At 68.9% G+C, this 26,709-nt stretch carries 2 protein-coding genes (1 of these 2 running past the window's edge); both read right to left on the bottom strand.

All coding sequences use genetic code 11. The annotated features are described in order from the left end of the window. Positions 1-1,264 carry the start of an amino acid adenylation domain-containing protein gene (locus AC0MAZ_RS14675; protein WP_475858312.1) on the bottom strand. 13,262 nt of this gene lie to the left of the window's left edge, so only the first 1,264 of its 14,526 coding nucleotides appear in the window; its start codon is at positions 1,262-1,264; its stop codon lies off the left edge, out of view. Continuing rightward, on the bottom strand, positions 1,261-26,709 hold the full coding sequence (locus AC0MAZ_RS14670) for a non-ribosomal peptide synthase/polyketide synthase (protein ID WP_475858310.1): 25,449 nt from the start codon (positions 26,707-26,709) through the stop codon (positions 1,261-1,263). The genes AC0MAZ_RS14675 and AC0MAZ_RS14670 overlap by 4 nt, the downstream gene beginning before the upstream one ends.

Here is a 26,709-nt window from a genome sequence, read left to right as displayed (position 1 = left end):
GCTGGGCCAGGGCCAGGGGCGCGTGCTCATGGCGCATCAGCGTGCTCAGGCGCTGGTGGGTGGCCTTGATCGCGCTGGCCAGGTCGGCGTCGTCCAGGTCCACCCGCAGCGGCAAGGTATTGATGAAGATGCCCAGCGCCCGGTCGGTGGCCTCGGCGCCTTGCAGACGGCCCATCAGCACGGTGCCGAACACCACCTGGTCGCGCCCGGTCAGGCCGCCCAGCACCCGCGCCCAGGCCAGGTGGAACAGGCTGGCGACGCTCACCCCCTGGCTGCGGGCCTGGGCGCGCAGCGCGCGGCACAGCGCCAGGTCGAGGTCCAGCGCGTGCTCGTTCAGCGCCGCGCCATCCCCCTGCACATCGGCCAGGCCATAGGCCAGGGTCGGCGCGTCCACGCCGCCGAGCATGTCGCGGAAAAACGCCTCGTGCTCGGCCTCGCCGACGCCCAGCAGGGCCTGGGCCACATGGTTGCGGAACGGCAGCGGACGGCCCAACCGGGCACTTTCGCCGAGCAGGAAGGCAAGCATTTCGTGGCGCACCACCTCAAGGGCGCTGTGGTCCATGGCCACGTGGTGGAACTGCAGGGTCGCGTGGACCTGCCCATCCGCCTGCGCCGCCTGGCATTGCAGGCGGATCAACGGTGCCTGGGTCAGGTCGAAGCCGCTGTCCGGCAGCTGGCCCTCGGCCAACTGGGTGACCCGCAGCCGGGCCTGGCGCCAGACCACCTGCACCGGCGTCTCGAGTGTCTTCCAGTGCACCGAGGTGCGCAGGATGTCGTGGCGGTCGATCACCCCTTGCAGGGCCTGGGCGAAGGCCTCGACCCGGGCGCTGCTGGCGAACACGAAGCGCGCCTGCATCACGTAGGGATCATGGTCGCCGGCGCTGGCATGGTGGAACAGCATGCCTTGCTGCAAAGGCACCAGCGGATAGATGTCCTGCACATTGGCCGCGCCGCCGGGCACGCCTTCGACCAACTGGTCGATGCTGGCCTGGTCGAGCTCGACCAGGCTGAGCATGGCCGGGGTGATCCGCGCGCAGCCGGCGGGGATGCGGTTTTCCGGTACCTCGACGCTGCCCTGGCGCGCCGCCACGTACTCGCCACGTTCGAGCATCCCCAGCAGCGCCGGCTTGTGCTCGCGCAGCCGCGCCACCAGCGCGGCGTCGCTCAGGGCCTGGCGATTGCCCTGGACCACCAGCTGGCCATCCTTGAGGGCCAGCTGGACATTGTTGGCGGCCAGGGTCGCCAGTAGTTCGTTGATGCTCACAGGACGATCTCCATTCTGTCTGTGATGGCGGCATAGCCTGCCAGCGTCGGGTGTTCGAACAGGCTGCGCACGTCGGCTTCCAGGCCCGCCTCGCGCAAGCGCGAGGTGAGGGTCACGGCCAGCAGCGAGTGGCCGCCCAGTTCGAAGAAGTTGTCGTGGCGGCCTACCTGCTCCACGCCCAGCAGCTCGCCCCAGATACGCGCCAACAGCTGCTCGGTGTCGCCTTGCGGCGCCTCGTAGACGCGCGCCGGCAGGTCCGGCTGCGGCAGTGCCTTGCGGTCGAGCTTGCCGTTGGGGGTCAGCGGCAAGGCGTCGAGGGCCATGAACAGCGCCGGTACCATGTACTCGGGCAGTTGCCCCAGCAGCGCCTCGCGCAGAACCTCGGCGGGCGGCGCGGCGCCGGTGACATAGGCCACCAGGCGCGGGCCGGTCGGTTGGGCGTCGTGCACCAGCACCACGGCTTCGCGCACCCCGGGTACCCGGGCAAGGCAGGCCTCGATCTCGCCCGGCTCGATGCGCAGGCCGCGCAGCTTGATCTGGTGGTCGGTGCGGCCAAGGAACTCGAGGCTGCCGTCAGGGCGCTGGCGTACCCGATCGCCGCTGCGGTACAGCCGCTCGCCGTCGGCGAACGGGCTGGCGATGAAGCGTTCGGCCTGTTGCTCCGGCAACCCCAGGTAGCCACGCGCCACCCCGGCGCCGCCGATATGCAGCTGACCGGCAACGCCCAACGGCACGGGTTGGTCGTGGCCGTCGAGCACGTACAGGCGGGTGTTGTCGATCGGCCGGCCAATCGGCATTGCGCCCGATGTCAACGGATCCTGCGGGTGCAAGGTGCAGACGCTGCAATCGACCGTGGTTTCGGTCGGCCCATAGACGTTGTGCAGCCTTGCCCGTGGCAGGCGCTCGCGCACCTGGTGCACCAGGGCCTCGGTCAACTCGCCGCCACCGCAGACGATATCGGTGAGGCTGGCGCAGGCCGCGCTGGCCTCGTGCTCGAGGAACTGCTGCAGCAACGCCGGCACGAACTGCACCACGCCGACCTGTTGCTGGTGGATCAGCTCGGCCAGGTACTGCGGGTCGCGCTGACCGTCCGGCTTGGCCAGCACCAGGCGCACGCCGCTGCACAGCGGCCAGAACAGCTCCCACACCGAGGCGTCGAAGCTCACCGGGGTCTTGTGCAGTAAAGCGCCCTCGCCCGGGAACAGCCCGGCGCTCCAGTGCACCAGGTTGACCACGTTGCGGTGCTCGACCATCACCCCCTTGGGCAGCCCGGTGGAGCCGGAGGTGTAGATCACATAGGCCAGGTTGGCGGCGGTCAGGCCCGGCACCTGCGGGTTGTGCTCCGGCTCACGGATCGAGTCCGCCAGGTCGAGATCGACCTGGGTCAGTGGCAGATCCCCCATCAGCGCCCGGGTGGCCGCCTGCACCAGAACCGCTTGTGGCTGGCTGTCGACCAGCATGTGGCGGATCCGTTCGACCGGGTAATCCGGGTCGAGCGGCACATAGGCGCCACCGGCCTTGAGGATCGCCAGCAGGCCGACCACCAGCGACAGACCGCGCTCGACACAGATCGCCACCCGATCGTCGGGCCGTACACCCAGCGCGATCAGGTGATGGGCCAGACGGTTGGCCTGGGCATTGAGCTGCTCATAGCTGAGTTCACCCTGCTCGGCGCTGAGCGCAACGGCCTCGGGCCTACGCAACGCCTGGGCCTCAAACAGGTCCTGGAGGGTCCGGTTCAGGTCGTGGGGCTGCGCCGTGCGGTTGAAGTCGTGCACCAGCTGGTCGCGTTCCTCGGCCGACAGTACTGGCAGTTGCAGCAGCGCTTGCCGTGGCTGATGGGCCAAGGCCTCGGCCATGGCCTCCAGCACCCGCCGCATCTGCTCGCAGACGCGCGCCGCGCCGACCGCCGCCGGCGCCAGGGCAACCAGACGGAAGCGCTCGCCTATATCGTCCACGCTCAGGCTCAGCGGGTAGTTGCTGCGCTCGTTGCTGTCCAGGGTCTCGATGCCTTGCAGGGCCTGGCGCTGGTCCTCGTCCGCCTGGCTGCCGTGGCGGTAGTTGAGCATGGCGCTGAACAGCGGCGCCGGGGCCGGCACGCCGCTGCAACGCTGGGCCAGGGCCAGCGAGGCATGCTCGTGGGCCAGCAAGGCGCTCAGGCGCTGCTGGGTCTGGCGCACGGCGTCCTGCAGGTTGATGCCTGCAAGGTCCAGGCGCAGCGGCAAGGTGTTGATGAACATGCCCAGCGCCTGGTCCGCTCCCGCGCCGCCTTCCAGGCGACCGAGCAGCACGGTGCCGAATACCACGCTGTCACGGTCGCTGGCGGCGGCCAGCAGGCGGGCGTAGGCCAGGTGGAACAGGCTGGCGACGCTGATGCCCAGCTGCCGTGCCTGCTGGCGCAGACCGGTGGCCAGGGGTTCGTCCAGCCATAGCTGGGCCTCTTCGATGCCGAGGCCGTCGACCTGCACGTCGCCCAGGCCGAACGGCAGGGTCGGCTCGTCGATATCGCCCAACTGCTCGCGGAAGAACGCCTCGTGCTCGGCCTGGCTGACGCCCAGCCGCGCCTGGGCCACGTAGTTGCGGTACGGCGCGCCCTGTTCGGCGGGCACCGGCGCGCCTTGCAGATAGCTGACCAGTTCCCGGCCGAGCACATCCAGCGCGGTATGGTCGAGGACGATATGGTGGAACTGCAGCACGGCCTGCCGTCCGGCGCCCTGCGCGTCCGGCCAGTGGAACAGGCGCACCAGTGGCGCCTGGTCGAGGGCCAGGGCATGGGGCACCGCAGTCTCGTCGGCCACCTCGAACAGCGCCAGCCCAGCCTGGCGCCAGACTACCTGCAATGCCTGCGGCAGGCCGTCCCACAGCACCGAAGTACGCAGCACGTCATGACGGGCGATGACCTTGCCCAGGGCATCGACGAAGGCGTGCAGCCGGTCACGGCTGGCGAAGGCCATGCGCGATTGCAGCACATAGGGATCGTGCTCCGGCGAGCTGAGGTGGTGGTAGAGAATGCCTTCCTGCAACGGCGCCAGTGGGTAGATGTCCTGCACGTTGGCCGCGCCGCCCGGCACCGTGGCGACGATGCGTTCGATGGCAGCAGGTTCAAGGTCCACCAGTGGCAGCATGTCCGGGGTGATCCGGGTGCAGTCGACCGGGATCCGGTTGGCCGGGACCTCGACCTGGCGGCCATGGCCCAGGGTCGCCGCCAGTGCCGCCACGGTCGGCTGACCGAACAAGGTGCGCACGTCGGCCTGCAGGCCGGCCTGGCGCAGACGCGCGGTGAGGCTCACCGCCAGCAGCGAGTGGCCGCCCAGTTCGAAGAAGTTGTCGTGGCGACCGACCTGTTCGATGCCCAGGACTTCAGCCCAGATTGCAGCCATGGCCTCCTCGGTCGCGCCGATTGGAGCGACATAGGCCTGGCGTGCCAGGGCTGCAGGATCAGGGTCCGGCAGCGCCTTGCGGTCCAGCTTGCCGTGGCTGGTCAGTGGCAGTTCCTCCAGACGCATGAAGGCTTGCGGTACCAAGTGACCCGGAAGGCTGACTTGCAGACCTTGGCGCAAGGTGTCGAGATCGACCACGGCGGTTTCGGTGAACCAGGCCAGCAGACGCTCGTCACGCACCAGCACCACCGCGTCCGTAATGCCCGGCTGGGCCTTCAGCGCGGCCTCGATCTCGCCCAGCTCGACCCGTACGCCACGGATCTTCACCTGGTCGTCATTGCGGCCCTGGTAGTCCAGCGTGCCATCGACATTCCAGCGCACCAGATCGCCCGTGCGGTACATCCGGCCGCCGTTGAACGGATCGTCGAGGAAACGCTCGGCAGTCAGTTCAGGGCGTTTGAAGTAACCTCGGGCGACCTGCGCACCACCGATGTACAGCTCGCCGGTCACCCCCACTGGTACGGGCTGGCGTTGCTCGTCGAGTACATAGACGCGGGTGTTGGCGGTCGGCTTGCCGATATGTAGCGCACCGCCCGGTTGCAGTTGCCCCGACGTCGCCACCACGGTGCTCTCGGTCGGGCCATAGTTGTTGACCAGCGCGAAGCCCGGATCGCGGTCGAACTGGCGCAGGCGATCACCGCCGACCAGCAGCGTGCGCAGGGCCGGGTGCTGGCGTTCGCGGCGCAGCGCCTGCTCGGCGACCGGCGTCGGCAGGAAGCTCACTTGCAGCGGCTGCTCCAGCCACCAGTCGAGCAGTTCATCGACATGCTCGCCGCCGATGGACGCCGGCGGCAGGTGCAGCACCGCCCCGGTGCTCAGTGCCGGCCAGGCTTCCCAGGCCATGGCATCGAAGCCGAAGCCGGCGACGCTGGAGGTGTGGCTGCCCTCGCCCAACTCGAAGGCCTGGCAATGCCAGTGGATCAGGTTGGCCAGGGTGCGGTGCTCGACCATCACCCCCTTGGGCTGACCGGTGGAACCGGAGGTGTAGATGACATAAGCCAGCTGATTCTCGTCCAGCCCTGCAACCACAGGATTGCTGGCCACGTGGTCGAGCCAGTCATCGCCATCCAGCATGACTTTGGCTACATCGCCGACCAACGCTTCGGTGGCCGATTCGACCAGCACCAATGCCGGTGCGCTGTCACTGAGCAGATAGGCAATCCGCTGCGCCGGATAGCCCGGATCGACCGGCACATAGGCCGCGCCGGCCTTGAGCACGGCCAGCATCGCCACCAGCCGTTGCGGGCCACGTTCCAGGCACAGCGCCACGCGGTCGCCCAGGCTCACGCCGCGCTCGATCAGATGATGAGCCAGGCGGTTGGCGCGCGCGTTGAGCTCGCCGTAGCTCAGACTCAGCCCACCCTGTACAACGGCCAATGCTTCAGGCGCTTGGGCCTCGACCAGCGCGTGCACGGTCTGCCCCTGGGGATAATCCACGGCCGTGGCATTGAAACCTTCTAGCACCTGGCGTCGCTGCATGCCGTCGAGGATGGGCAGCCTGTCGACCTGCGCCGCGCCACCTTGCTCCAACGCCTGGATCAACTGGCTCACGGCAGCGGTCATCCAACCTGCGACCCGCTCGGCACCGATCCCCAGCTGGGCCAGTACGCTCAGGCTGAAACCTTCCCCGTGGTCGTCCACGCTCAGGGTCAGCGGGTAGTTGCTGCGCTCTTCACCGCCGAGCTGATGCATGCCCTGGAAGCTTGCGACATCCACACCGGCCGTATCCGTCGGGCTATGGCGGTAGTTGAGCAAGGCACTGAACAGCGGCGCCGAGGCCGGCACGCCGCTGCAACGCTGGGCCAGTGCCAACGACGCATGCTCATGCCCAAGCAACGCCGACAGCCGCTGGTGGGTGGCCTGCACCGCATCGCGGGCGCCCTTGGCGGTGTCGATGCGCAGCGGCAAGGTGTTGATGAACACCCCCAGCGCCCGGTCGGCGCCGTCACCGCCTTGCAGGCGGCCCATCAGCACGGTGCCGAACACCACGTCAGCACGCCCCGCCAGCACGCCCATCACGCGGGCCCAGGCCAGGTGCATCAGGCTCGCGGCGCTGACCCCGAGTGCCCTTGCCTGCTCGCGCACCCGGCGCGACAAGGCCGGATCCAGCGGCAGGCGCGACTCCTCGATATCGCGCCCGTCGCCCTGCACATCGGCCAAGCCCATCGGCAGGGTCGGCTCGTCGACATCGCCGAGCATGTCGCGGAAGAACGCCTCGTGCCCCGCCTCGGCGGCGCCCAGGCGTACCTGGGCCACGTAGGTGCGGTACGGCACGGGCGCACTCAACAGGTGCCGGCGACCGGAGAGGATCGCCTGCAGTTCGTGGACGATCACCTCCATCGCCGTGTGATCCAGGGCCAGGTGGTGGAAGTGTAAAACGGCCACCACCCGTTGCAGGGCCGGGTCCAGGGCGTAGGTCAGACGCAGCAGCGGCGCCTGGGTCAGGTCCAGGCGTTGCAGGCGGGCATCGAAGTGCGCGTGCAGCCGCTCGATCACCGCCTCTTCGCCCAGGCCGGTGACCTCGCTGACCGCCAGCTGGGCCTGGCGCCAGACCACCTGCACCGGCTCGCCCAGCCCTTCCCAGACCACCGAGGTGCGCAGGATGTCGTGGCGGTTGATGACTTGTTGCAAGGCATCGGCACAGGCCTGCAACCGATCCAGGCTGTCGAAGGCCAGGCGGGTCTGCAGCAGGTACGGGTCGCCCTGCTCGGCACTGAGGTGATGGTAGAGGATGCCTTCCTGAAGCGGCGCCAGCGGGTAGATCTCCTGCACGTTGGCCGCGCCACCCGGCACGCTGGCGACGATACGGTCGATGCTGGCCTGGTCCAGGTCGATCAGGCTGAGCATATTCGGCGTGATCTGCGTCGCACCCTGCGGTACACGGTTCTCGGGCACTGCCACTTCACGCCCGGAGCCCACAGCAGCCGCCAGCGCGGCCAGGGTCGGCTGGGCGAACAGCACGCGCACGTCGGCATCCAGCCCGGCCTTGCGCATGCGCTCGATCAGGCTCACCGCCAGCAGCGAGTGGCCACCCAGTTCGAAGAAGTGGTCATGGCGGCCGATTTGTTCGACCTTGAGCACCTCGGCCCAGATCGCGGCCAGCGCGGTTTCGATCTCACCTTGCGGCGCCTCGAAGGCACGGCTGACCAACGCGTCGCTGCCCGGCTGCGGCAAGGCGCGGCGGTCGAGTTTGCCGTTGGCGGTCAGCGGTAGCGCGTCCAGTTGTACATAGGCCGAAGGCAGCATGTAGTCCGGTAGTTGGCCTTGCAGTTGCTGGTGCAGTTCAGCGATTGCCTGATGGCCAGTGAAATAGGCCACCAGGCGCTTATCGCCCGGCACATCCTCGCGCACGATCACGGCGGCATCACGCACACCCGGGCACCCGCCCAGGCGTGCCTCGATCTCGCCCAGTTCGATACGGAAACCACGCAGCTTGATCTGCTGGTCGGCACGGCCCAGGTAACGCAATGTACCGTCGGTCTGCCAGCTCACCAGGTCACCGCTGCGGTACATCGTGCCGCCGTTGAACGGATCCGGCAGGAAGCGCTCAGCCGTCAGCTCCGGCTGGCCCAGATACCCCAGGGCCACGCCGTCACCGGCGATGTACAACTCGCCCACCGCTCCCACCGGCAGCAATTGCTGGCGGGCATCGAGCACATAGCAGCGGCTGTTGCCGATCGGCTTGCCAATCGGGATGCTGCCCTCGCCCACCTCGGTGATTTCGTAGGTGGTGCTGAAGGTGGTGGCCTCGGTCGGGCCGTAGCCATTGAGCAGGTGTTGCGGCGCGCCATCGCGCAGTACCCGGGCAATCACCGCCGGGTCCAGCACATCGCCACCGACCATCAGGTAGCGCAGGCCTCGGAACACCGGCAGCAAATCGTCGGCAAACTGGTGGAACAGGCCGGCGGTGAGCCACAGCACGGTGACGCCCTGCTCCAGCAGGACTTCGCGCAGGCCCTGGCGCGACAGCACCGTGTCCTGGTCGACCACCACCACCGCGCCGCCGTTGAGCAGTGGCGCCCAGACTTCCAGGGTGCTGGCGTCGAACGCCGGGTTGGAAGCAAAGGCCACGCGGTCCTGGCGGTTGAAATCGGCAAAGCCGTTGTTGATCACCAACCGCACGATGGCCCGGTGCGGCACCTGCACGCCTTTCGGTGTACCGGTGGAGCCAGAGGTGTACATGATGTACGCCGCGCTGCCGGCGTCCACCGCCAGGCCCAACGGCGCATCCGCGTAGCCGCTCAGGTCGAGGCGGTCGAGTTCGACCCGGCGTGCGCCGTCCACCTGCGGCTGGTCGCTGTGGGTCAGCAACAGCCGCGCCTGGCTGTCGGCCACCATGAACGCCTGGCGTTCGGCCGGCGCGTTGCCGTCCAGCGGCACGAACACCGCCGCGCATTTGCTTACAGCCAGCTGGGCCGCCAGCAGATCGAACGAGCGAGGCAGCAGCAAGGCTACCCGGTCACCCGCCTGTACCCCCTGCTCCAGCAGGTACCCGGCCAGCCGACTGGCCTGCCGGTCAAGCGCCTGGTAGCTCCAGCGCCGCGTGCCATGGGCCACCGCCAGCGCATCCGGGCTGGCCTTGGCCTGCGCCTCGAACAGGGCATGCACGGGCAGGTCGCGGGGATAGTCGCGACGGGGCGCGTTGAACTGCCGCGCCACGCGCTCGCGTTCGGCGTCCGGCAAGGCGTTGATACGGTTCAACGGCGCCGCCGGCGTGTCCGCCAAGGTATCGACCAACCGCGCCAGGGCCGTCTGCAGCAGCTGGCAGACCAGTAGCCCATCCACTTGCGGCACGGCCTGCACGGTCAGGATGAAACCGTCACCCAGGTCGTCGACGCTGACCACCAGCGGGTAGTTGCTGCGCTCATGGGCGGCCAGCAGTTCGATGCCCTGCCAGGCCTGTGCGCGCTGCGCCCCGGAGGCCGCGCTATGGCGGTAGTTGAGCAGGCTGGTGAACAGCGCCTGGGAGGCCGGCACGCCGCTGCAGCGCTGGGCCTGGGCCAGGGAGGCCTGCTCGTGGGCCAGCAGGCGCGCCAGGCGCTGGTGGGTCAGACGCACGCCGTCGACCACATCCATCTCCCCCACACTGACCCGCAACGGCAAGGTGTTGATGAACATGCCCAGCGCCCGCTCGGCGCCCTCGCCGCCCTGCAGGCGACCGAGCAGCACGGTGCCGAACACCACTTCCTCGCGGCCTGACAGCTGCGCCAGCACCTGCCCCCAGGCCTGGTGCACCAGGCTGGCGACGCTGATGCCCAGCAACCGTGCCTGCTGACGCAGGCGCAGGGCCAGTGGCTCGTCCAGGCGCTCGCGGTGGTCGAGCACGTGGCTGCCATCGCCCAGCGCCCCGCGCAGGCCGAACACTTCGGTCGGCTCGTCAATATCGCCCAGCAGTTCGCGGAACAGCGCCTCCTGCGCCTGGCTGTCGTCACGCAGGCGCGCCTGGGCCACATAGTTGCGGTACGGCACGCTGTCGCCCTCGGGCGTGCGCCCCAGCAGCGCATCGCCGACCTCGACCACCAGCAGTTCCATGGCAGCGTGGTCGAGGAGGATATGGTGCAGCAGCAGGGTCGCCTGCAAGCGGCCCTGTTGCATATGGCTGCTCAGGTGCATCAACGGTGCGCGGCCCAGGTCCAGGCGCGGGCTGTCCAGTGCCGGCTCAAGGTCCAGGCGCGCCTCGCGCCAGACCACCTGCACCGCTTCGTCGAGCCCCTGCCAGTGCACGCTGGTACGCAGGATGTCGTGGCGGGCGATGACCTGGTTCAGCGCCGCGACGAAGGCTTCCAGCTCGGCCTCGCCGGCAAAGGCGAACTTCAGTTGCAGTACGTAGGGGTCGACCTCGGCACTGGCCAGGTGGTGGTAGAGAATGCCCTGCTGCAACGGCGCCAGGGCGTACAGGTCCTGGATATTGGCCGCACCGCCGGGAATCCTCTGCACCAGGCTGTCGAGCGCGGCCTGTTCCAGGCGCGCCAGCGGCAACATGTCGGGGGTGATGCGTGTGCAGCCCGCCGGGATACGGTTGGCCGGCACTTCCAGCGTCGCCTCGCCGCCCACCGCCGCCGCCAGCGCGGCCAGGCTCGGCTGGCCGAACAGTACCCGTACATCCGCCGCCAGGCCGGCCTGGCGCATGCGCGCGGTCAGGGTCACGGCCAGCAGCGAGTGGCCGCCGAGCTCGAAGAAGTTGTCATGGCGACCGACCTTAGCCACACCCAGCAGTTCGCTCCACAGCTGCGCCAGCAGGGTCTCGACTTCGCCTTGCGGCGCCTCATAGGCCTGCTGCGTGGTTTCCGGCTGCGGCAGCGCCTTGCGGTCGAGCTTGCCGTTGGGGCTCAGCGGCAGCGCCTCGAGGTGGGTACAGGAAGCCGGCACCATGAACTCCGGCAACTGGCCCAGCAGCGCAGCGCGCAGCGTGTCCGGCGCCTGCCGGGCGCCGGTGTAGTACGCCACCAGGCGCTGCTCGCGGGCCAGCACCACCGCCTCCTTGACCCCTTCGATACGGGTCAGGCAGGCCTGGATCTCGCCCAGTTCGATGCGCAGGCCACGAATCTTCACCTGATCGTCGTTGCGCCCGAGGTATTCCAGGTTGCCGTCGGCCAGATAGCGGGCCAGGTCACCGGTGCGGTACATCCGGCCACCGGCCCTGAGCGAGAACGGATCATCGAGGAAGCGTTCAGCGGTCAGTTGCTCGCGGTTGAGATACCCCCGCGCCACCTGCACGCCACCGATATACAGCTCGCCGGCCACACCCACCGGTACCGGCTGGCCCTGGGCGTCCAGCACGTACAGCGCGGTATTGGCGATCGGCTTGCCGATCGGCGTGTTGTCCGGTGCCGCCACGCAGTGCCAGGCACTGACATCCACCGCCGCCTCGGTCGGGCCGTACAGGTTGTGCAGCTCGACCGTCGGCAGCTGTGCGTGGAAACGCCTTGCCAGGCTGCCGGGCAAGGCCTCACCGCTGCACAGCACACGCTTGAGCTGATGTGGCAGGACTTCGCCATGGGCGAGGAACACATCAAGCATCGACGGCACGAAGTGCAAGGTGCTGACCTGCTCTTCACGGATGACCGCGCGCAGGTACTCGGGGTCGCGGTGTCCGCCAGGGCGCGCCATCACCAGGCGGGCGCCGGTCTGCAGCGGCCAGAGGAACTCCCACACCGACACGTCGAAGCTGAACGGGGTCTTCTGCAGCACCACGTCACCAGCGCCCAGTCGGTAGGCGTCCTGCATCCACAGCAGGCGGTTGACCACCCCGGCGTGCTCGTTCATCACGCCCTTGGGCAGGCCGGTGGAGCCGGAGGTGTAGATCACATAGGCCAGGTGGCGCGGGGTCAGCCCGGGCACCTGTGGGGCATGCGCCGGCTGTGCCTGCCAGGTCGGTCGGTCGAGGTCGATCAGCGTCGCCGGGCTCGCCTGCGGCACGTCGCGGGTGGCACCGTGCACCAGCACCGCCAGCGGCGCGCTGTCATCGAGCATGTGGCGGATGCGCTCGGCCGGGTAGTCCGGGTCGACCGGCACGTAGGCGCCACCGGCCTTGAGGATGGCCAGCAGGCCGACCACCATCGACAGGCCGCGCTCGAGGCAGATCGCCACGCGCGCGTCGGGTTTTACCCCCAGCGCAATCAGGTGATGGGCCAGGCGGTTGGCCTGCTCGTCGAGCTGGCGATAGGTCAGCTCGCCTTCCTCCGCCCTCACCGCCACAGCGGTCGGGGTGCGTCGAACCTGAGCCTCGATCATGCCGTGCAGGGTCTGCTCCAGGTCGTACGCCACCGCCGTGTCATTGAACTCGACCAGCACCTGGCGCCGCTCCTCGGCACTCAGCACCGGCAAGCGGTTCAGCGCCTGCTGCGGATGCTGCTCGAGCGCCAGCAACAGACCGTCGAGCACCTGCAGCATCTGCGCGCAGATCCGCTGTGCGCCCCCCTGGGCCGACACCTGCACGCCCAGGCGCAGGCCATCGCCGAAGTCATCGACGTTGAGGCTCAGCGGGTAGTTGGTGCGCCCTTCGCTGCCCAGGGTCTCGATCCCCTCCCAGGCCTGTGGCTGCGGCGCGGCGCGGGTGCTCTGCCGGTAGTTGAGCATGGCGCTGAACAGCGGCAGCGGCGCGGCCACCTGGCTGCAGCGCTGGGCCAGGGCCAGCGAGGCGTGCTCGTGGACCAGCAGCGCCGACAGCTCGCGGTGGGTGGCCAGCACGCCGTCGCGCACGCCCAGCCCATCCAGCTCGACCCGCAACGGCAGGGTGTTGATGAACATGCCCAGGGCCCGCTCGCTGCCCTCGCCGCCCTGCAGGCGGCCCAGCAGTACGGTGCCGAAGACCACGCGGTCCTTGCCGCAGGCCACCGCCAGCAGGCGCGCCCAAGCCAGGTGCACCAGGCTCGCGGTACTCACCCCCAGCTGGCGGGCCTGGTCGCGCAGGCGACCATAGCGAAGGCCGTCGAATTCCACCTCGGCCTCATCGAGGGCCTGACCTTCGCCCTGCACCTCGCGCAGGCCGAACGGCAGGCTTGGCTCGTCGATATCACCCAGGCGGGCGCGGAAGAACGCCTCGTGCTCGGCCTCGCTGACGCCAAGGCGTGCCTGTGCCACATAGTTACGGTACGGCACCGAGGCCGGCAGTGGCTCGGTCTGCCCCAGCAGGTAGCCGCGCAGCTCGGCCTGCACCGCCTGCATGGCGATATGGTCGAGCACGATATGGTGGAACTGCAGCACCGCCTCGACCCGCTGGCCACCCGGTTCGGTGCGATGCAGCAGGCGGATCAGCGGCGCCTGGCCAAGGTCCAGGCGCGCCAGGTGGGCGTCGTCGAGCGGCGCCAGTTGCAGCGGCGCCTGGCGCCAGACCACCTGTACCGGCTGCGGCAGGCCATCCCAGAGCACTGCGGTACGCAGGATGTCGTGCCGGGCGATGACCTGTTCCAGGGCCTGTGCGAACACCCGCAGCCGCGCCGGGCTGTCGAAGCGCAGCCGTGCCCGCAGGGCGTAGGGATCGACGCCCACGGCGCTGAGGTGCAGATAGAGGATGCCCTCCTGCAACGGCGCCAGGGGGTAGATATCCTGGACATTGGCCGCGCCACCCGGCACCGCGGCGACGATGCGCTCGATGGCGGCCGGTTCCAGGTCGACCAGCGGCAGCATGTCCGGGGTGATGAGGGTGCAGCCCGCCGGAATCCGGTTGGCCGGCACCACCACCGCGCCGCCCTGGCCCAGGGTAGCCGCCAGCGCGGCCACGCTCGGCTGGCCGAACAGGGTGCGTACATCCACCTGCAGGCCGGCCTGGCGCAGGCGCGCGGTGAGGGTCACGGCCAGCAGCGAGTGACCGCCCAGTTCGAAGAAGTTGTCGTGCCGCCCTACCCGCTCCACGCCCAGCAGTTGCGACCAGATCTCGGCCAGCAGCACCTCGGTCTCGCCTTGTGGCACCTCGTACTGGCGCGCCTGCACGTCCGGCAGCGGTAGCGCCTGGCGGTCGAGCTTGCCATTGGGGGTCAGCGGCCAGCTGTCGAGGTGGATGAACAGCGCCGGCACCATGTACTCCGGCAACCGCGCCAGCAATGCCTGGCGCAGCGCGTCGGCCGGCTGCGGCTCGCCACGGTGGTAGGCGACCAGGCGATCACCGCCGTGTGGGTGCCGGTGGACCAGCACCAGGGCCTCGCGCACGCCGGCCACGCGGTTCAGGCAGGCCTCGATCTCGCCCGGCTCGATGCGCAGGCCGCGCAGCTTGATCTGGTGGTCGGTACGACCAAGGAACGTCAGGCTGCCGTCGGCGGCCTGGCGTACCCGATCGCCGCTGCGGTACAGGCGCTCACCCTCGACGAACGGGCTGGCGATGAAGCGTTCGGCCTGTTGCTCCGGCAGCCCCAGGTAGCCACGCGCCACCCCGGCGCCGCCGATATGCAGCTGGCCGGCGACGCCCCAGGGTACCGGCTGGTCGTGGGCATCGAGGACGTACAGGCGGGTGTTGTCGATGGGTTGGCCAATCGGCAACGCGCCGGGTGGAATCGGCTGTCCGGGCTCCAGGGTCCAGGCGCTGCAGTCGACCGTGGTTTCGGTGGGGCCGTAGACGTTGTGCAAGCGCACCTGTGGCAGGCGCTGGCGTACTTGTCGGGCCAGGGCCTCGGTCAGCTCGCCACCACCGCAGACGATATCGCTGAGGCTGGCGCAGGCGGCACTGTCGTCCTGGTCGAGGAACTGCTGCAACAGCGCGGGCACGAATTGCACCACGCCGACCTGCTGCTGGCGGATCAGCCCGGCCAGGTACTGCGGGTCGCGCTGGCCATCCGGCTTGGCCAGCACCAGGCGCAGCCCGCTGCACAAAGGCCAGAACAGCTCCCACACCGAGGCGTCGAAGCTCACCGGGGTCTTGTGCAACACTGCGCCGCCGGCCGGGAACCGGCGGGCACTCCAGTGCACCAGGTTGGCCAGGTTGCGGTGCTCGACCATCACCCCCTTGGGCAGGCCGGTGGAACCTGAGGTGTAGATCACATAGGCCAGGTGCGCGCCGTTCAGCCCGGGCACCCGTGGGTCGCTGTCCGGCTGCCCGTCCCAGCTGGGCTGATCGAGATCGACCTGCGGCACCACCGCTTCGCCGACCAGCGTCCGCGTGCCTTGTTGCACCAGTAGCGCTCGCGGCTGACTGTCGGCGAGCATGTGGCCGATACGTTCTGCCGGGTAGTCCGGGTCCAGCGGCACATAGGCACCGCCGGCCTTGAGGATCGCCAGCAGGCCGACCACCAGCGGCAGGCCGCGCTCGACACAGATTGCCACCCGGTCGTCGGGCCGCACGCCCAGTGCGATCAGGTGGTGGGCCAGGCGATTGGCCTCGGCATTCAGCTGGCGATAGCTGAGTTGTCCGTCGTCAGACTGCACGGCGATCGCCTCGGGATCGCGCGCCACCTGCTGCTCGAACAACGCCTGGACAGGCTGTTCGAGATTGCCGGCCTGGGCCGTGGCGTTGCAGGTCTGCAACAGATGCTCACGCTCATCGTCCGGCAATACCGGCAGCGCCAGCAGCGCTTGCCGTGGCTGAGCCTCCAGACCTTCCACCATGCCCTGCAGCACCTGCCGCAACTGCCCGCAGACCCGCTGGGCGCCGACGCTCGCCGGGGTCATTGCCACTAGGCGGAAGTCTTCCCCCATGTCGTCCACGCTCAGGCTCAGCGGGTAGTTGCTGCGCTCCTGGCCATCGAGGAACTCGATGCCCTGCCATTCCAGGCGCCGGGCCTCGCTCGCCGCCTGGCCATGGCGGTAGTTGAGCATGGCGCTGAACAGCGGCGCCGGAGCCGGCACGCCACTGCAACGCTGGGCCAGGGCCAGCGACGCATGCTCGTGCACCAGCAAGGCGCTCAGGCGCTGCTGGGTCTGACGCACGGCGTCCTGCAGGTCGATGCCTGCAAGGTCCAGGCGCAGCGGCAAGGTATTGATGAACATGCCCAAGGCCCGCTCGGCGCCCTCGCCGGCCTCCAGGCGGCCCAGCAACACAGTGCCGAACACGACTCGATCAGTGCCGCTGACGGCCGCCAACAGGCGGGCGAAGGCCAGGTGGAACAGGCTGGCGGGGCTGATGCCCAGCTGCCGGGCCTGTTGCCGCAAACGCGCGGCCAGGGTCTGGTCCAGCCAGAGGTGGGCTTCCTCGATGGCCTGGCCGTCGCCCTGCACATCGCTCAGGCCGTAGGGCAGCGTCGGCTCGTCGATATCGCCCAGCTGGGCGCGGAAGAACGCCTCGTGCTCGGCCTGGCTGACGCCAAGGCGCGCCTGGGCCACGTAGTTGCGGTAAGGCACCGGGGCCTGCACTGGCACGGCGCTGCCCTGCAGGTAGCCGAGCAGCTGCGCGCCGATGATCTCCAGGGCGGTGTGGTCGAGAACGATATGGTGGAACTGCAGCAGTGCCTCGATGCGCTGGCTGCCGGCCTCATCGCGATACAGCAGGCGGATCAGCGGCGCCCGGGCCAGGTCGAGGCGTTGCAGGTCGTGGCCGTCGAGCGGCGCGACCAGCAGTGGCGCCTCGCGCCAGACCACCTGCAGCGGTTGCTCCAGGCCTTCCCAGAGCACGGCGGTGCGCAGCACGTCGTGACGGCTGATGGCCTGGCGCAAGGCCCTGGCGAACGCTTCCAGGCGCGCCGGGCTGTCGAACGCCATGCGCGACTGCAGCACATAGGGATCGTGCTCCGGCGAGCTGAGGTGGTGGTAGAGGATGCCCTCCTGCAACGGCGCCAGCGGGTAGATGTCCTGCACGTTGGCCGCGCCGCCCGGCACCGTGGCGACGATGCGTTCGATGGCAGCAGGTTCAAGGTCCACCAGTGGCAGCATGTCCGGAGTGATCTGGGTGCAGCCGACGGGGATCCGGTTGGCCGGGACCTCGACCTGGCGGCCATGGCCCAGGGTCGCCGCCAGTGCCGCCACGGTCGGCTGGCCGAACAACGTGCGCACGTCGGCCTGCAAACCGGCCTGGCGCAGGCGCGCGGTGAGGCTCACCGCCAGCAGCGAGTGACCGCCCAGTTCGAAGAAGTTGTCGTGGCGACCGACCTGCGCAACGCCCAGCACCTCGGCCCAGAGTGCCGCGATAGTGGTTTCCACGGGGCCTTGCGGCATGGCGTAGGCCTGGCCGGTGAGCATGGCCGGTTCCGGCAAGGCCTTGCGGTCCAGCTTGCCGTGGCTGGTCAGTGGCAGTTCCTCCAGACGCATGAAGGCTTGCGGTACCAAGTGACCCGGAAGGCTGACTTGCAGACCTTGGCGCAAGGTGTCGAGATCGACCACGGCGGTTTCGGTGAACCAGGCCAGCAGACGCTCGTCACGCACCAGCACCACCGCGTCCGTAATGCCCGGCTGGGCCTTCAGCGCGGCCTCGATCTCGCCCAGCTCGACCCGTACGCCACGGATCTTCACCTGGTCGTCATTGCGACCCTGGTAGTCCAGCGTGCCATCGGCATTCCAGCGCACCAGATCGCCCGTGCGGTACATCCGGCCACCGTTGAACGGATCGTCGAGGAAGCGCTCGGCGGTCAGTTCAGGGCGGTTGAGGTAGCCCCGAGCGACTTGAGCACCGCCGATGTACAGCTCGCCGGTCACACCGACCGGCACGGGCTGACGCTGCTCGTCCAGCACATAGACGCGGGTGTTGGCGGTCGGCTTGCCGATATGCAGCGCACCGCCCGGTTGCAGTTGCCCCGACGTCGCCACCACGGTGGTCTCGGTCGGGCCATAGTTGTTGACCAGCGCAAAGCCCGGATCGCGGTCGAACTGGCGCAGGCGATCACCGCCGACCAGCAGCGTGCGCAGGGTCGGGTGCTGGCGTTCGCGGCGCAGCGCCTGCTCGGCGACCGGCGTCGGCAGGAAGCTCACTTGCAGCGGCTGCTCCAGCCACCAGTCGAGCAGTTCATCGACATGCTCGCCGCCGATGGACGCCGGCGGCAGGTGCAGCACCGCCCCGGTGCTCAGCGCCGGCCAGGCTTCCCAGGCCATGGCATCGAAGCCGAAGCCGGCGACGCTGGAGGTGTGGCTGCCCTCGCCCAACCCGAAAGTCTGGCAATGCCAGTGGATCAGGTTGGCCAGGGTGCGGTGCTCGACCATTACACCCTTGGGCTGGCCGGTGGAACCGGAGGTGTAGATGACATAGGCCAGCTGATTCTCGTCCAGCCCTGCAACCATAGGATTGCTGGCCGCGTGGCCGAGCCAGTCATCGCCATCCAGCATGACTTTGGCTGCATCGCCGACCAACGCTTCAGTGGCCGATTCGACCAGCACCAGCGCTGGCGCACTGTCGCTGAGCAGGTAGGCAATCCGCTGCGCCGGATAACCCGGATCGACCGGCACATACGCCGCCCCGGCCTTGAGCACGGCCAGCATCGCCACCAACCGTTGCGGGCCACGTTCCAGACACAGCGCCACGCGGTCGCCCAGGACCACGCCACGCTCGATCAGATGATGAGCCAGGCGGTTGGCGCGCTCATTGAGTTCTCCATAGCTCAGACTCAGCTCGCCCTGTACTACGGCCAATGCTTCGGGCGACTGGGCCTCGACCAGTGCGTGCACGGTCTCCCCTTGCGGATAGCCCACGGCCGTGACGTTGAAGTCCCCCAGCACCTGGCGCGAAGCCTCGTCATCCAGTATCGGCAAGCCTGCGACCACTTGCCCCGGGCACTGCTGCAGGGCCTGCAGCAATTGGTCCAGGGTATTGACCATCCAGCCGCCGATCTGCGCCGCCGGCAGCCCTTCGGCGGCCAGCACGCTCAGGCTGAAACCCTCGCCCAGGTCGTCGACGCTCAGGGTCAGCGGGTAATTGCTGCGCTCCTCGCCACCGAGCAGCCGCACGCCCTGCCAGATGCCCTCACCGTCGCGAGCGACGCCCTCGGTACTGTGGCGGTAGTTGAGCAAGGCACTGAACAATGGCGCCGAAGCGGCCACGCCGCTGCAACGCTGGGCCAGCGCCAGGGGCGCGTGCTCGTGACCGAGCAGGGCCGACAGCCGCTGGTGGGTGAGGCGCAGCGCCTGGTCCACCGGCAGCGCGATATCCACCCGCAATGGCAGGGTGTTGATAAACATGCCCAGCGCCCGGTCGGCGCCCTCGCCCGCTTGCAGGCGGCCCATCAGCACGGTGCCGAACACCACGTCGCGACGCCCCGCCAGCACGCCCACCACACGGGCCCAGGCCAGGTGCACCAGGCTGGCGGCGCTGACGCCGCGCTGCCGCGCCTGCTCGCGCAGGCCATGGGCCAGGGTGGCCGGCAACATCAGGGCAGCATGTTCGACGCGCCCGCCATCGCCCTGCACATCGGCCAGGCCATACGGCAGGGTCGGCTCGTCGATATCACCCAGTTGCGCGCGGAAGAACGCCTCGTGGCCAGCCTGATCGTCGCCCAGGCAGACCTGGGCAACATAATTGCGATACGGCACCGCCGCAGGCAGCGTGACACCACGCCCGTCCAGCAGCGCCTGCATCTCCTCGCCGACCACGGCCATGGCGGCGTGGTCGAGGGTCAGGTGGTGGAACTGCAACAGGGCTACCCACTCGCCCTGGCGCGGATCCTCGGCATAGACCAGGCGCAGCAAGGGCGCCCGGGTCAGGTCCAGGCGCTGCTGGCGGGCATCGAAACGGGCCTGCAGTTGCTCGATTACCGCCTTTTCGCCCAGCCCGGTGACTTCGCTGACCGCCAGGCGGGCCTCGCGCCAGACCACCTGCACTGGCTCGCCCAACCCCTCCCAGACCACCGAGGTGCGCAGGATGTCGTGGCGGTCGATGACCTGTTGCAAGGCCGCAGCCCAGGCCCGCAAACGCTCGATGCTGTCGAAGGCCAGGCGTGACTGCAAAAGGTACGGGTCGCCCTGCTCGGCACTGAGGTGGTGATAGAGAATGCCTTCCTGCAAGGGCGCCAGCGGGTAGATTTCCTGCACGTTGCCCGCGCCACCCGGCACGCTGGCGACGATACGGTCGATGCTGGCCTGGTCCAGCTCGATCAGGCTGAGCATGTCCGGCGTGATCTGCGTCGCGCCTTGCGGCACACGGTTCTCGGGCACTGCCACTTCACGCCCGGAGCCCACAGCCGCCGCCAGCGCGGCCAGGGTCGGCTGGGCAAACAGTACGCGCACGTCGGCATCCAGCCCGGCCTTGCGCATGCGCTCGATCAGGCTCACCGCCAGCAGCGAGTGGCCGCCCAGCTCGAAGAAGTGGTCATGGCGGCCGATTTGTTCGACCTTGAGTACATCGGCCCAGATCGCGGCCAGCGCGGTTTCGATTTCACCTTGCGGCGCCTCGAAGGCACGGCTGACCAACGCGTCGCTGCCCGGCTGCGGCAAGGCACGGCGGTCGAGCTTGCCGTTGGCAGTCAGCGGCAGCGCGTCCAGTTGTACATAGGCCGACGGCAACATGTAGTCCGGCAGTTGGCCTTGCAGTTGCTGGTGCAGTTCAGCGATTGCCTGATGGCCAGTGAAATAGGCCACCAGGCGCTTATCGCCCGGCACATCCTCGCGCACGATCACGGCGGCGTCGCGAACACCCGGGCACTCGCCCAGGCGTGCCTCGATCTCGCCCAGCTCGATACGGAAGCCCCGCAGCTTGACCTGCTGGTCGGCGCGTCCCAGGTAACGCAGGGTGCCGTCGGCCTGCCAGCTCACCAGGTCGCCGCTGCGGTACATCGTGCCGCCGTTGAACGGATCCGGCAGGAAGCGCTCAGCGGTCAGCTCCGGCTGGCCCAGATACCCCATGGCCACGCCGTCACCGGCGATATACAACTCGCCCACCGCTCCCACCGGCAGCAATTGCTGGCGAGCATCGAGCACATAGCAGCGGCTGTTGCCGATCGGCTTGCCAATCGGGATGCTGCCCTCGCCCACCTCGGTGATTTCGTAGGTGGTGCTGAAGGTGGTGGCCTCGGTCGGGCCGTAGCCATTGAGCAGGTGTTGCGGCGCGCCATCGCGCAGTACCCGGGCAATCACCGCCGGGTCCAGCACATCGCCACCGACCATCAGGTAGCGAAGCTCTCGGAACGCCGGCAGCAAATCGCCGGCGAACTGATGGAACAGGCCAGCGGTCAGCCACAGCACGGTGACACCCTGCTCCAGCAGCACTTCGCGCAGGCCCTGGCGCGACAGCACCTGGTCCTGGTCGATCACCACCACCGCGCCGCCGTTGAGCAGTGGCGCCCAGACCTCCAGGGTGCTGGCGTCGAACGCCGGGTTGGAGGCGAAGGCCACCCGGTCCTGGCGGTTGAAATCGGCAAAGCCGTTGTTGATCACCAGGCGCACGATGGCCCGGTGCGGCACCTGCACGCCTTTCGGTGTACCGGTGGAACCGGAGGTGTACATGATGTACGCCGCGCTGCCGGCGTCCACCGCCAGGCCCAACGGCGCATCGGCATAACCGCTCAGGTCGAGGCGGTCGAGTTCGACTCGGCGTGCGCCGTCCACCTGGGGCTGGTCGCTGTGGGTCAGCACCAACCGCGCCTGGCTGTCGGCCAGCATGAACGCCTGACGCTCGACCGGCGCATTGCCGTCCAGCGGCACGTACACCGCCGCGCACTTGCTCACGGCCAGCTGGGCCGCCAGCAGATCGAACGAGCGAGGCAGCAGCAAGGCCACGCGGTCACCGGCCCGAACGCCCTGTTCAAGCAGGTAATAGGCCAGACGATTGGCCTGGGACTCAAGCTGGGCAAAAGTCCATCGAAGCTGACCATGGACTACCGCCAGCGCATCCGGGGAGTTCGCAGCCTGGGCTTCGAACAACCGGTGCACGGCCAGGTCACGCGGGTAGTCCCGTGCCGTGCCGTTGAACTGCTGCACCACGCGCTCACGCTCCGCCTCCGGCAAGCGGTGCAGGTTGTGCAAAGCGCTCATCGGCGCCTGTTCCAGCGCCGTGACCAGTTGCAGCAGCGCCATGCGCAGCAGCTGGCAGACCCGGCCACCGTCCACTGGCGCCACGACCTGCACCGTCAACCTGAAGTCATTGCCGTAGTCATCGACGCTGACCACCAGCGGATAATTGCTGCGCTCCTGCGCGGTCAGCAGCTCGATCCCGGCCCAGGCTGGCCCGTGTTCGGGTTGACCGGCACTGTGGCGATAGTTCAACAAGCTGGTGAACAGCGCCTGGGACGCCGGCACGCCACTGCAACGCTGGGCCAGGGCCAGGGACGCCTGTTCGTGGGCCAGCAGGCGCGCCAGGCGTTGATGGGTCAGACGCACGCCATCGGCAACGCCCGCAGCCCCCACGCTGACCCTCAGCGGCAAGGTATTGATGAACATGCCCAGCGCCCGGTCGGCGCCCTCGCCGCCCTGCAGGCGACCGAGCAGCACGGTGCCGAATACCACTTCCTCGCGGCCGGACAACTGCGCCAGCACCTGACCCCAGGCCTGGTGCACCAGGCTGGCCACGCTGATCCCCAGCGTCCTCGCCTGGCCACGCAGGCGTGCGCCCAGTTCCGGTTCCAACGACTGACGGGTTTCACCGACCTGGCGAGTATCAACCTCGGCCTCACGCAATCCGAACACCTCGGTCGGCGCGTCGATATCGCCCAGCAGCTCGCGGAACAGCGCCTCGTCGGCCCGCGGATCGGCGCCCAGGCGCGCCTGGGCTACATAGTTGCGGTACGGCACGCTGTCCGGCAGCGCCGTCTGCCCTTGCAGCAAGGTACCGATCTCGGCCACCAGCTGCTCCACGGCAGTGTGGTCGAGGAGGATATGGTGCAGCAGCAGGGTCGCCTCCAGGCGCCCGGCCTGGACCTGGCTGCTCAGGCGCAACAGTGGCGCCTGCCCCAGGTCGAGCCGCAGCGTCTCCAGCGCCGGGCTCGGCACCAGCGGCGCCTCGCGCCAGACCACCTGCACCGCCTCGTCGAGGCCCTGCCAGTGCAGGCTGGTGCGCAGGATGTCGTGACGGACGATGACCTGGTTCAGTGCCGCGACGAACGCGTCCAGCTCGGCTTGCCCGGCAAAGGCGAAACGCGCCTGCACCACATAGGGGTCGGCGCCTTCACTGGCCAGGTGATGGTAGAGAATGCCCTGCTGCAACGGCGCCAGGCCGTAGATATCCTGGACATTGGCCAGGCCACCGGGGATCTGCCGCACCAGCGCATCGATGGCGTCCTGGTCGAGGCTGGCCAGGGGCAGCATATCCGGGGTGATCCGCGTGCAATCGGCGGGGATGCGGTTGGCCGGCACGGCGACGGCCGCATGCCCGCCCACCGATGCGGCCAACGCTGCCAGGGTAGGCTGGCTGAACAGCACCCGCACATCGGCTTGCAGCGCCTGCTGGCGCATGCGTTCGACCAGACGCACCGCCAGTAGCGAGTGACCGCCCAACTCGAAGAAGTTGTCGTCTCGGCCTACCGCCTCGACCCCGAGCAGGTCAGTCCAGATCGCCGCCAGGGCGGTCTCGACCGGCCCCTCGGGTGCCTGGTACTGCCGCGTCGGCGCCTCGGGCGCCGGCAGGGCCTTGCGGTCGACCTTGCCGTTCGGTGTCAACGGCATGGCCTCAAGGTGGATGAACAGTGCCGGCACCATGTACTCGGGCAATTGCCCCAGCAGATGCTCACGCAGCTCTTGCGCGACCTGGGCCTGACCGCTGTGGTAGGCCACCAGGCGTGGGCCGCTGTGCGGGTGCTGGTGAACCAGCACCAGCGCCTCGCGCACGCCAGGCAGACGGTTCAGGCAGGCCTCGATCTCGCCCGGCTCGATACGCAGGCCGCGCAGCTTGACCTGGTGGTCGTTACGGCCAAGGAACGCCAGGTTCCCGTCCGCGCGCTGGCGCACCAGGTCACCGCTGCGGTACAGGCGCTCGCCCTCTACGAACGGACTGTCGATAAAGCGCTCGGCCTGCTGCCCGGCCAGCCCCAGATAACCCCGCGCCACCCCCGCGCCACCGATGTGCAGATGCCCGGCCACGCCCCACGGCAGCGGCTGGTCGGCGTCGTCGAGGACGTACAGGCGGGTATTGTCGATGGGGCGGCCGATCGGCAGCGCGCCGTGGGGCACAGGTTGTCCGGGCTCCAGGGTGAAGACGGTGCAGTCGACCGTGGTTTCGGTGGGTCCGTAGACGTTGTGCAGGCGCACCTGCGGCAGTCGCTCGCGCACCTGGCGCGCCAGGGACTCGGTCAGCTCGCCGCCACCGCAAACGATATCGGTCAGGCTCGTGCACTGCGCGCTGCGCGCCTGCTCGACGAACTGCTGCAACAGCGCCGGCACGAACTGCACCACGCTGACCTGCCGCTCGATGATCTCCCGTGCGACATAATCCGCGTCGCGCTGGCCGTCCGCTCGCGCCAGCACCAGGCGCAACCCACTGCCCAGCGGCCAGAACAGCTCCCACACCGAGGCGTCGAAACTGATCGGCGTCTTGTGCAGCAGCGCGCCGTCAGCGCTGGTCGGGCACAGCCCGGCGGCCCAGCGCACCAGGTTGACCACGCTGCGGTGCTCGACCATCACTCCCTTGGGCGTGCCGGTGGAGCCGGAGGTGTAGATCACATAGGCCAGGTGTCGTGGGGTGAGCCCGGCCACCCGTGGGCGGGTGGCCGGCAAGGCTTCCCAGGTCAGCTGGTCGAGGTCGACCTGCGGTACCGCCACCTCGCCCGGTATCTCGCGGGTAGCGCTGTGGACCAGCACCGCCAGCGGCGCGCTGTCTTCGAGCATATGACGGATGCGCCCGGCCGGGTAACCCGGATCGAGCGGCACGTAGGCGCCACCCGCCTTGAGGATGGCCAGCATGCCGACCACCATCGACACGCCGCGCTCGATGCAGATCGCCACCCGGTCGTCAGGTTTTACCCCAAGTTCGATCAGGTGATGGGCCAGGCGGTTGGCCTGCTCGTCGAGTTGGCGATAGCTCAGTCTCTCGCCATCGGCCTCCAGCGCAACGGCGCTGGGGCGCAGCTGCGCCTGGTGTTCGAACAGGGCGTGCAGCGGCAGGTCCAGGTCATGGTCGACCGCCGTGTCATTGCAGTCCACCAGCAGGTGATGGCGTTCCTCGACCGTCAGCACCGGCAGGTCCAGCAAAGGCCGCTCGGGCTGCTGCTCGAGCGCCTCCACCAGCCCTTCGAAGACTTGCCGCAACTGCCCGCACACGCGCTCGGCGCCCCACTCGGCGAGCGCCTGGACCGTCAGGCGCAGGTCCTCGCCCAGGTCGTCGACGGCCAGGCTCAAAGGGTAGTTGGTGCGTTCCTCGGCCCCCACCACATCGATGCCCGGCGCCACCGCGATCACCTCGGCCGCATCGCCCGCGGCACTGTGGCGGTAGTTGAGCATGCTGTTGAACAGCGGCGTCGGTGCCAGCACGCCGCTGCAGCGCTGGGCCAGGGCCAGGGGCGCCTGCTCATGGCCGAGCAACGCCGTCAGTTGCCGATGGGTGACCAACAGCGCCTCACGCACGCCCTGCCCGCGCAGGTCGACGCGCAGCGGCAAGGTGTTGATGAACATCCCCAGGGCCTGTTCAGCGCCCTCACCCGCCGCCATGCGCCCGAGCAGCACACTGCCGAACACCACCGACTCACTTCCGGACAGAGCCCCCAGCAGGCGCGCCAGCCCCAGGTGCATGATGCTCGCCGGGCTCACCCCGAGCAGCCGTGCCTGGGCTCGCAGGCGCTGGCTGAGGCCGGAAGCCAGGGTCAGCCTGGCTTCCTCCATGGCCTGGCCGGCCACCTCCTGGACGCCAAAGGCCAGGGTCGGCTCGTCGATATCGGCGAGCATGGCGCCGAAGAAGGCCTCATGGGCCTGTTCATCCTGGGCCTGCCGACTTCTGGCCAGCAGGTCGCGGAACGGCACCGGGGCCGGCAGTCGCTCGCCCTCACCCGCCAGGTAGGCCTGGATCTCGCGGCGTACGATATCCAGCCCGGTGTGATCCATGACGGTGTGATGGAACAGCAGCAAGGCCAGAACCTCGCCGTCGCGGGCCTGGGCATGCACCAGGCGCAACAGCGGCGCCTGGCCCAGGTCCATGCGATAGCGGTGGGTGTCGAAGCGCTCGCGCAACTGTCCCAGCGCATCCCCGTCGTCGTTCAGCTCGACGGCCTCGCAGACCAGCGGCGCCTTGCGCCACACCACCTGCAGCGGCTGGTCGAGGTATTCCCAGGCCAGCGCCGTGCGCAGGATGTCGTGGCGCTGGATCACCCAGTCGAGGGCCTCGGCGAACGCCTGCAGGCGTACAGGGCTGGCAAAGCGCAACTGCGCCTGCAACACGTAGGGGTCGCCCTCGGCCGCCGTGAGGTAGTGGTAGAGCATGCCCTCCTGCAGCGGTGCCAGCGGGTAGATGTCCTGCAGGTTGGCCGCGCCGCCGGGCAAGGTGGCGACGATGCGGTCGATGGCCGCCTGGTCGAGGCCGGCCAGGGGCAGCATGTCGGGGGTAATGCGCAACGCCGGGCTCAGCCAACCGTGGTCCAGGCCGGCGAGCATCTCCAGCAGCGCCGGCTTGTGGGCCGCCAATGCATCCCACAGGGCGTCATCGAGGGTGTCTTCATCGCCTTCGACGATCAGGTCGGCCTCCTCGCGCTGGAGTCGGATCGCACGGGTGGAGAGCGCTGCCATGAGTTCGTTGAAGAGCAT

This window comes from Pseudomonas sp. A, assembly GCF_056270345.1.
This window is presented reverse-complemented; position numbering and strand designations above follow the sequence as displayed.

Bases quoted from the DNA above. Each gene is read 5' to 3' on its own strand.
- AC0MAZ_RS14670 (WP_475858310.1), bottom strand. From the start codon at position 26,709: ATGCTCTTCAACGAACTCATGGCAGCGCTCTCCACCCGTGCGATCCGA.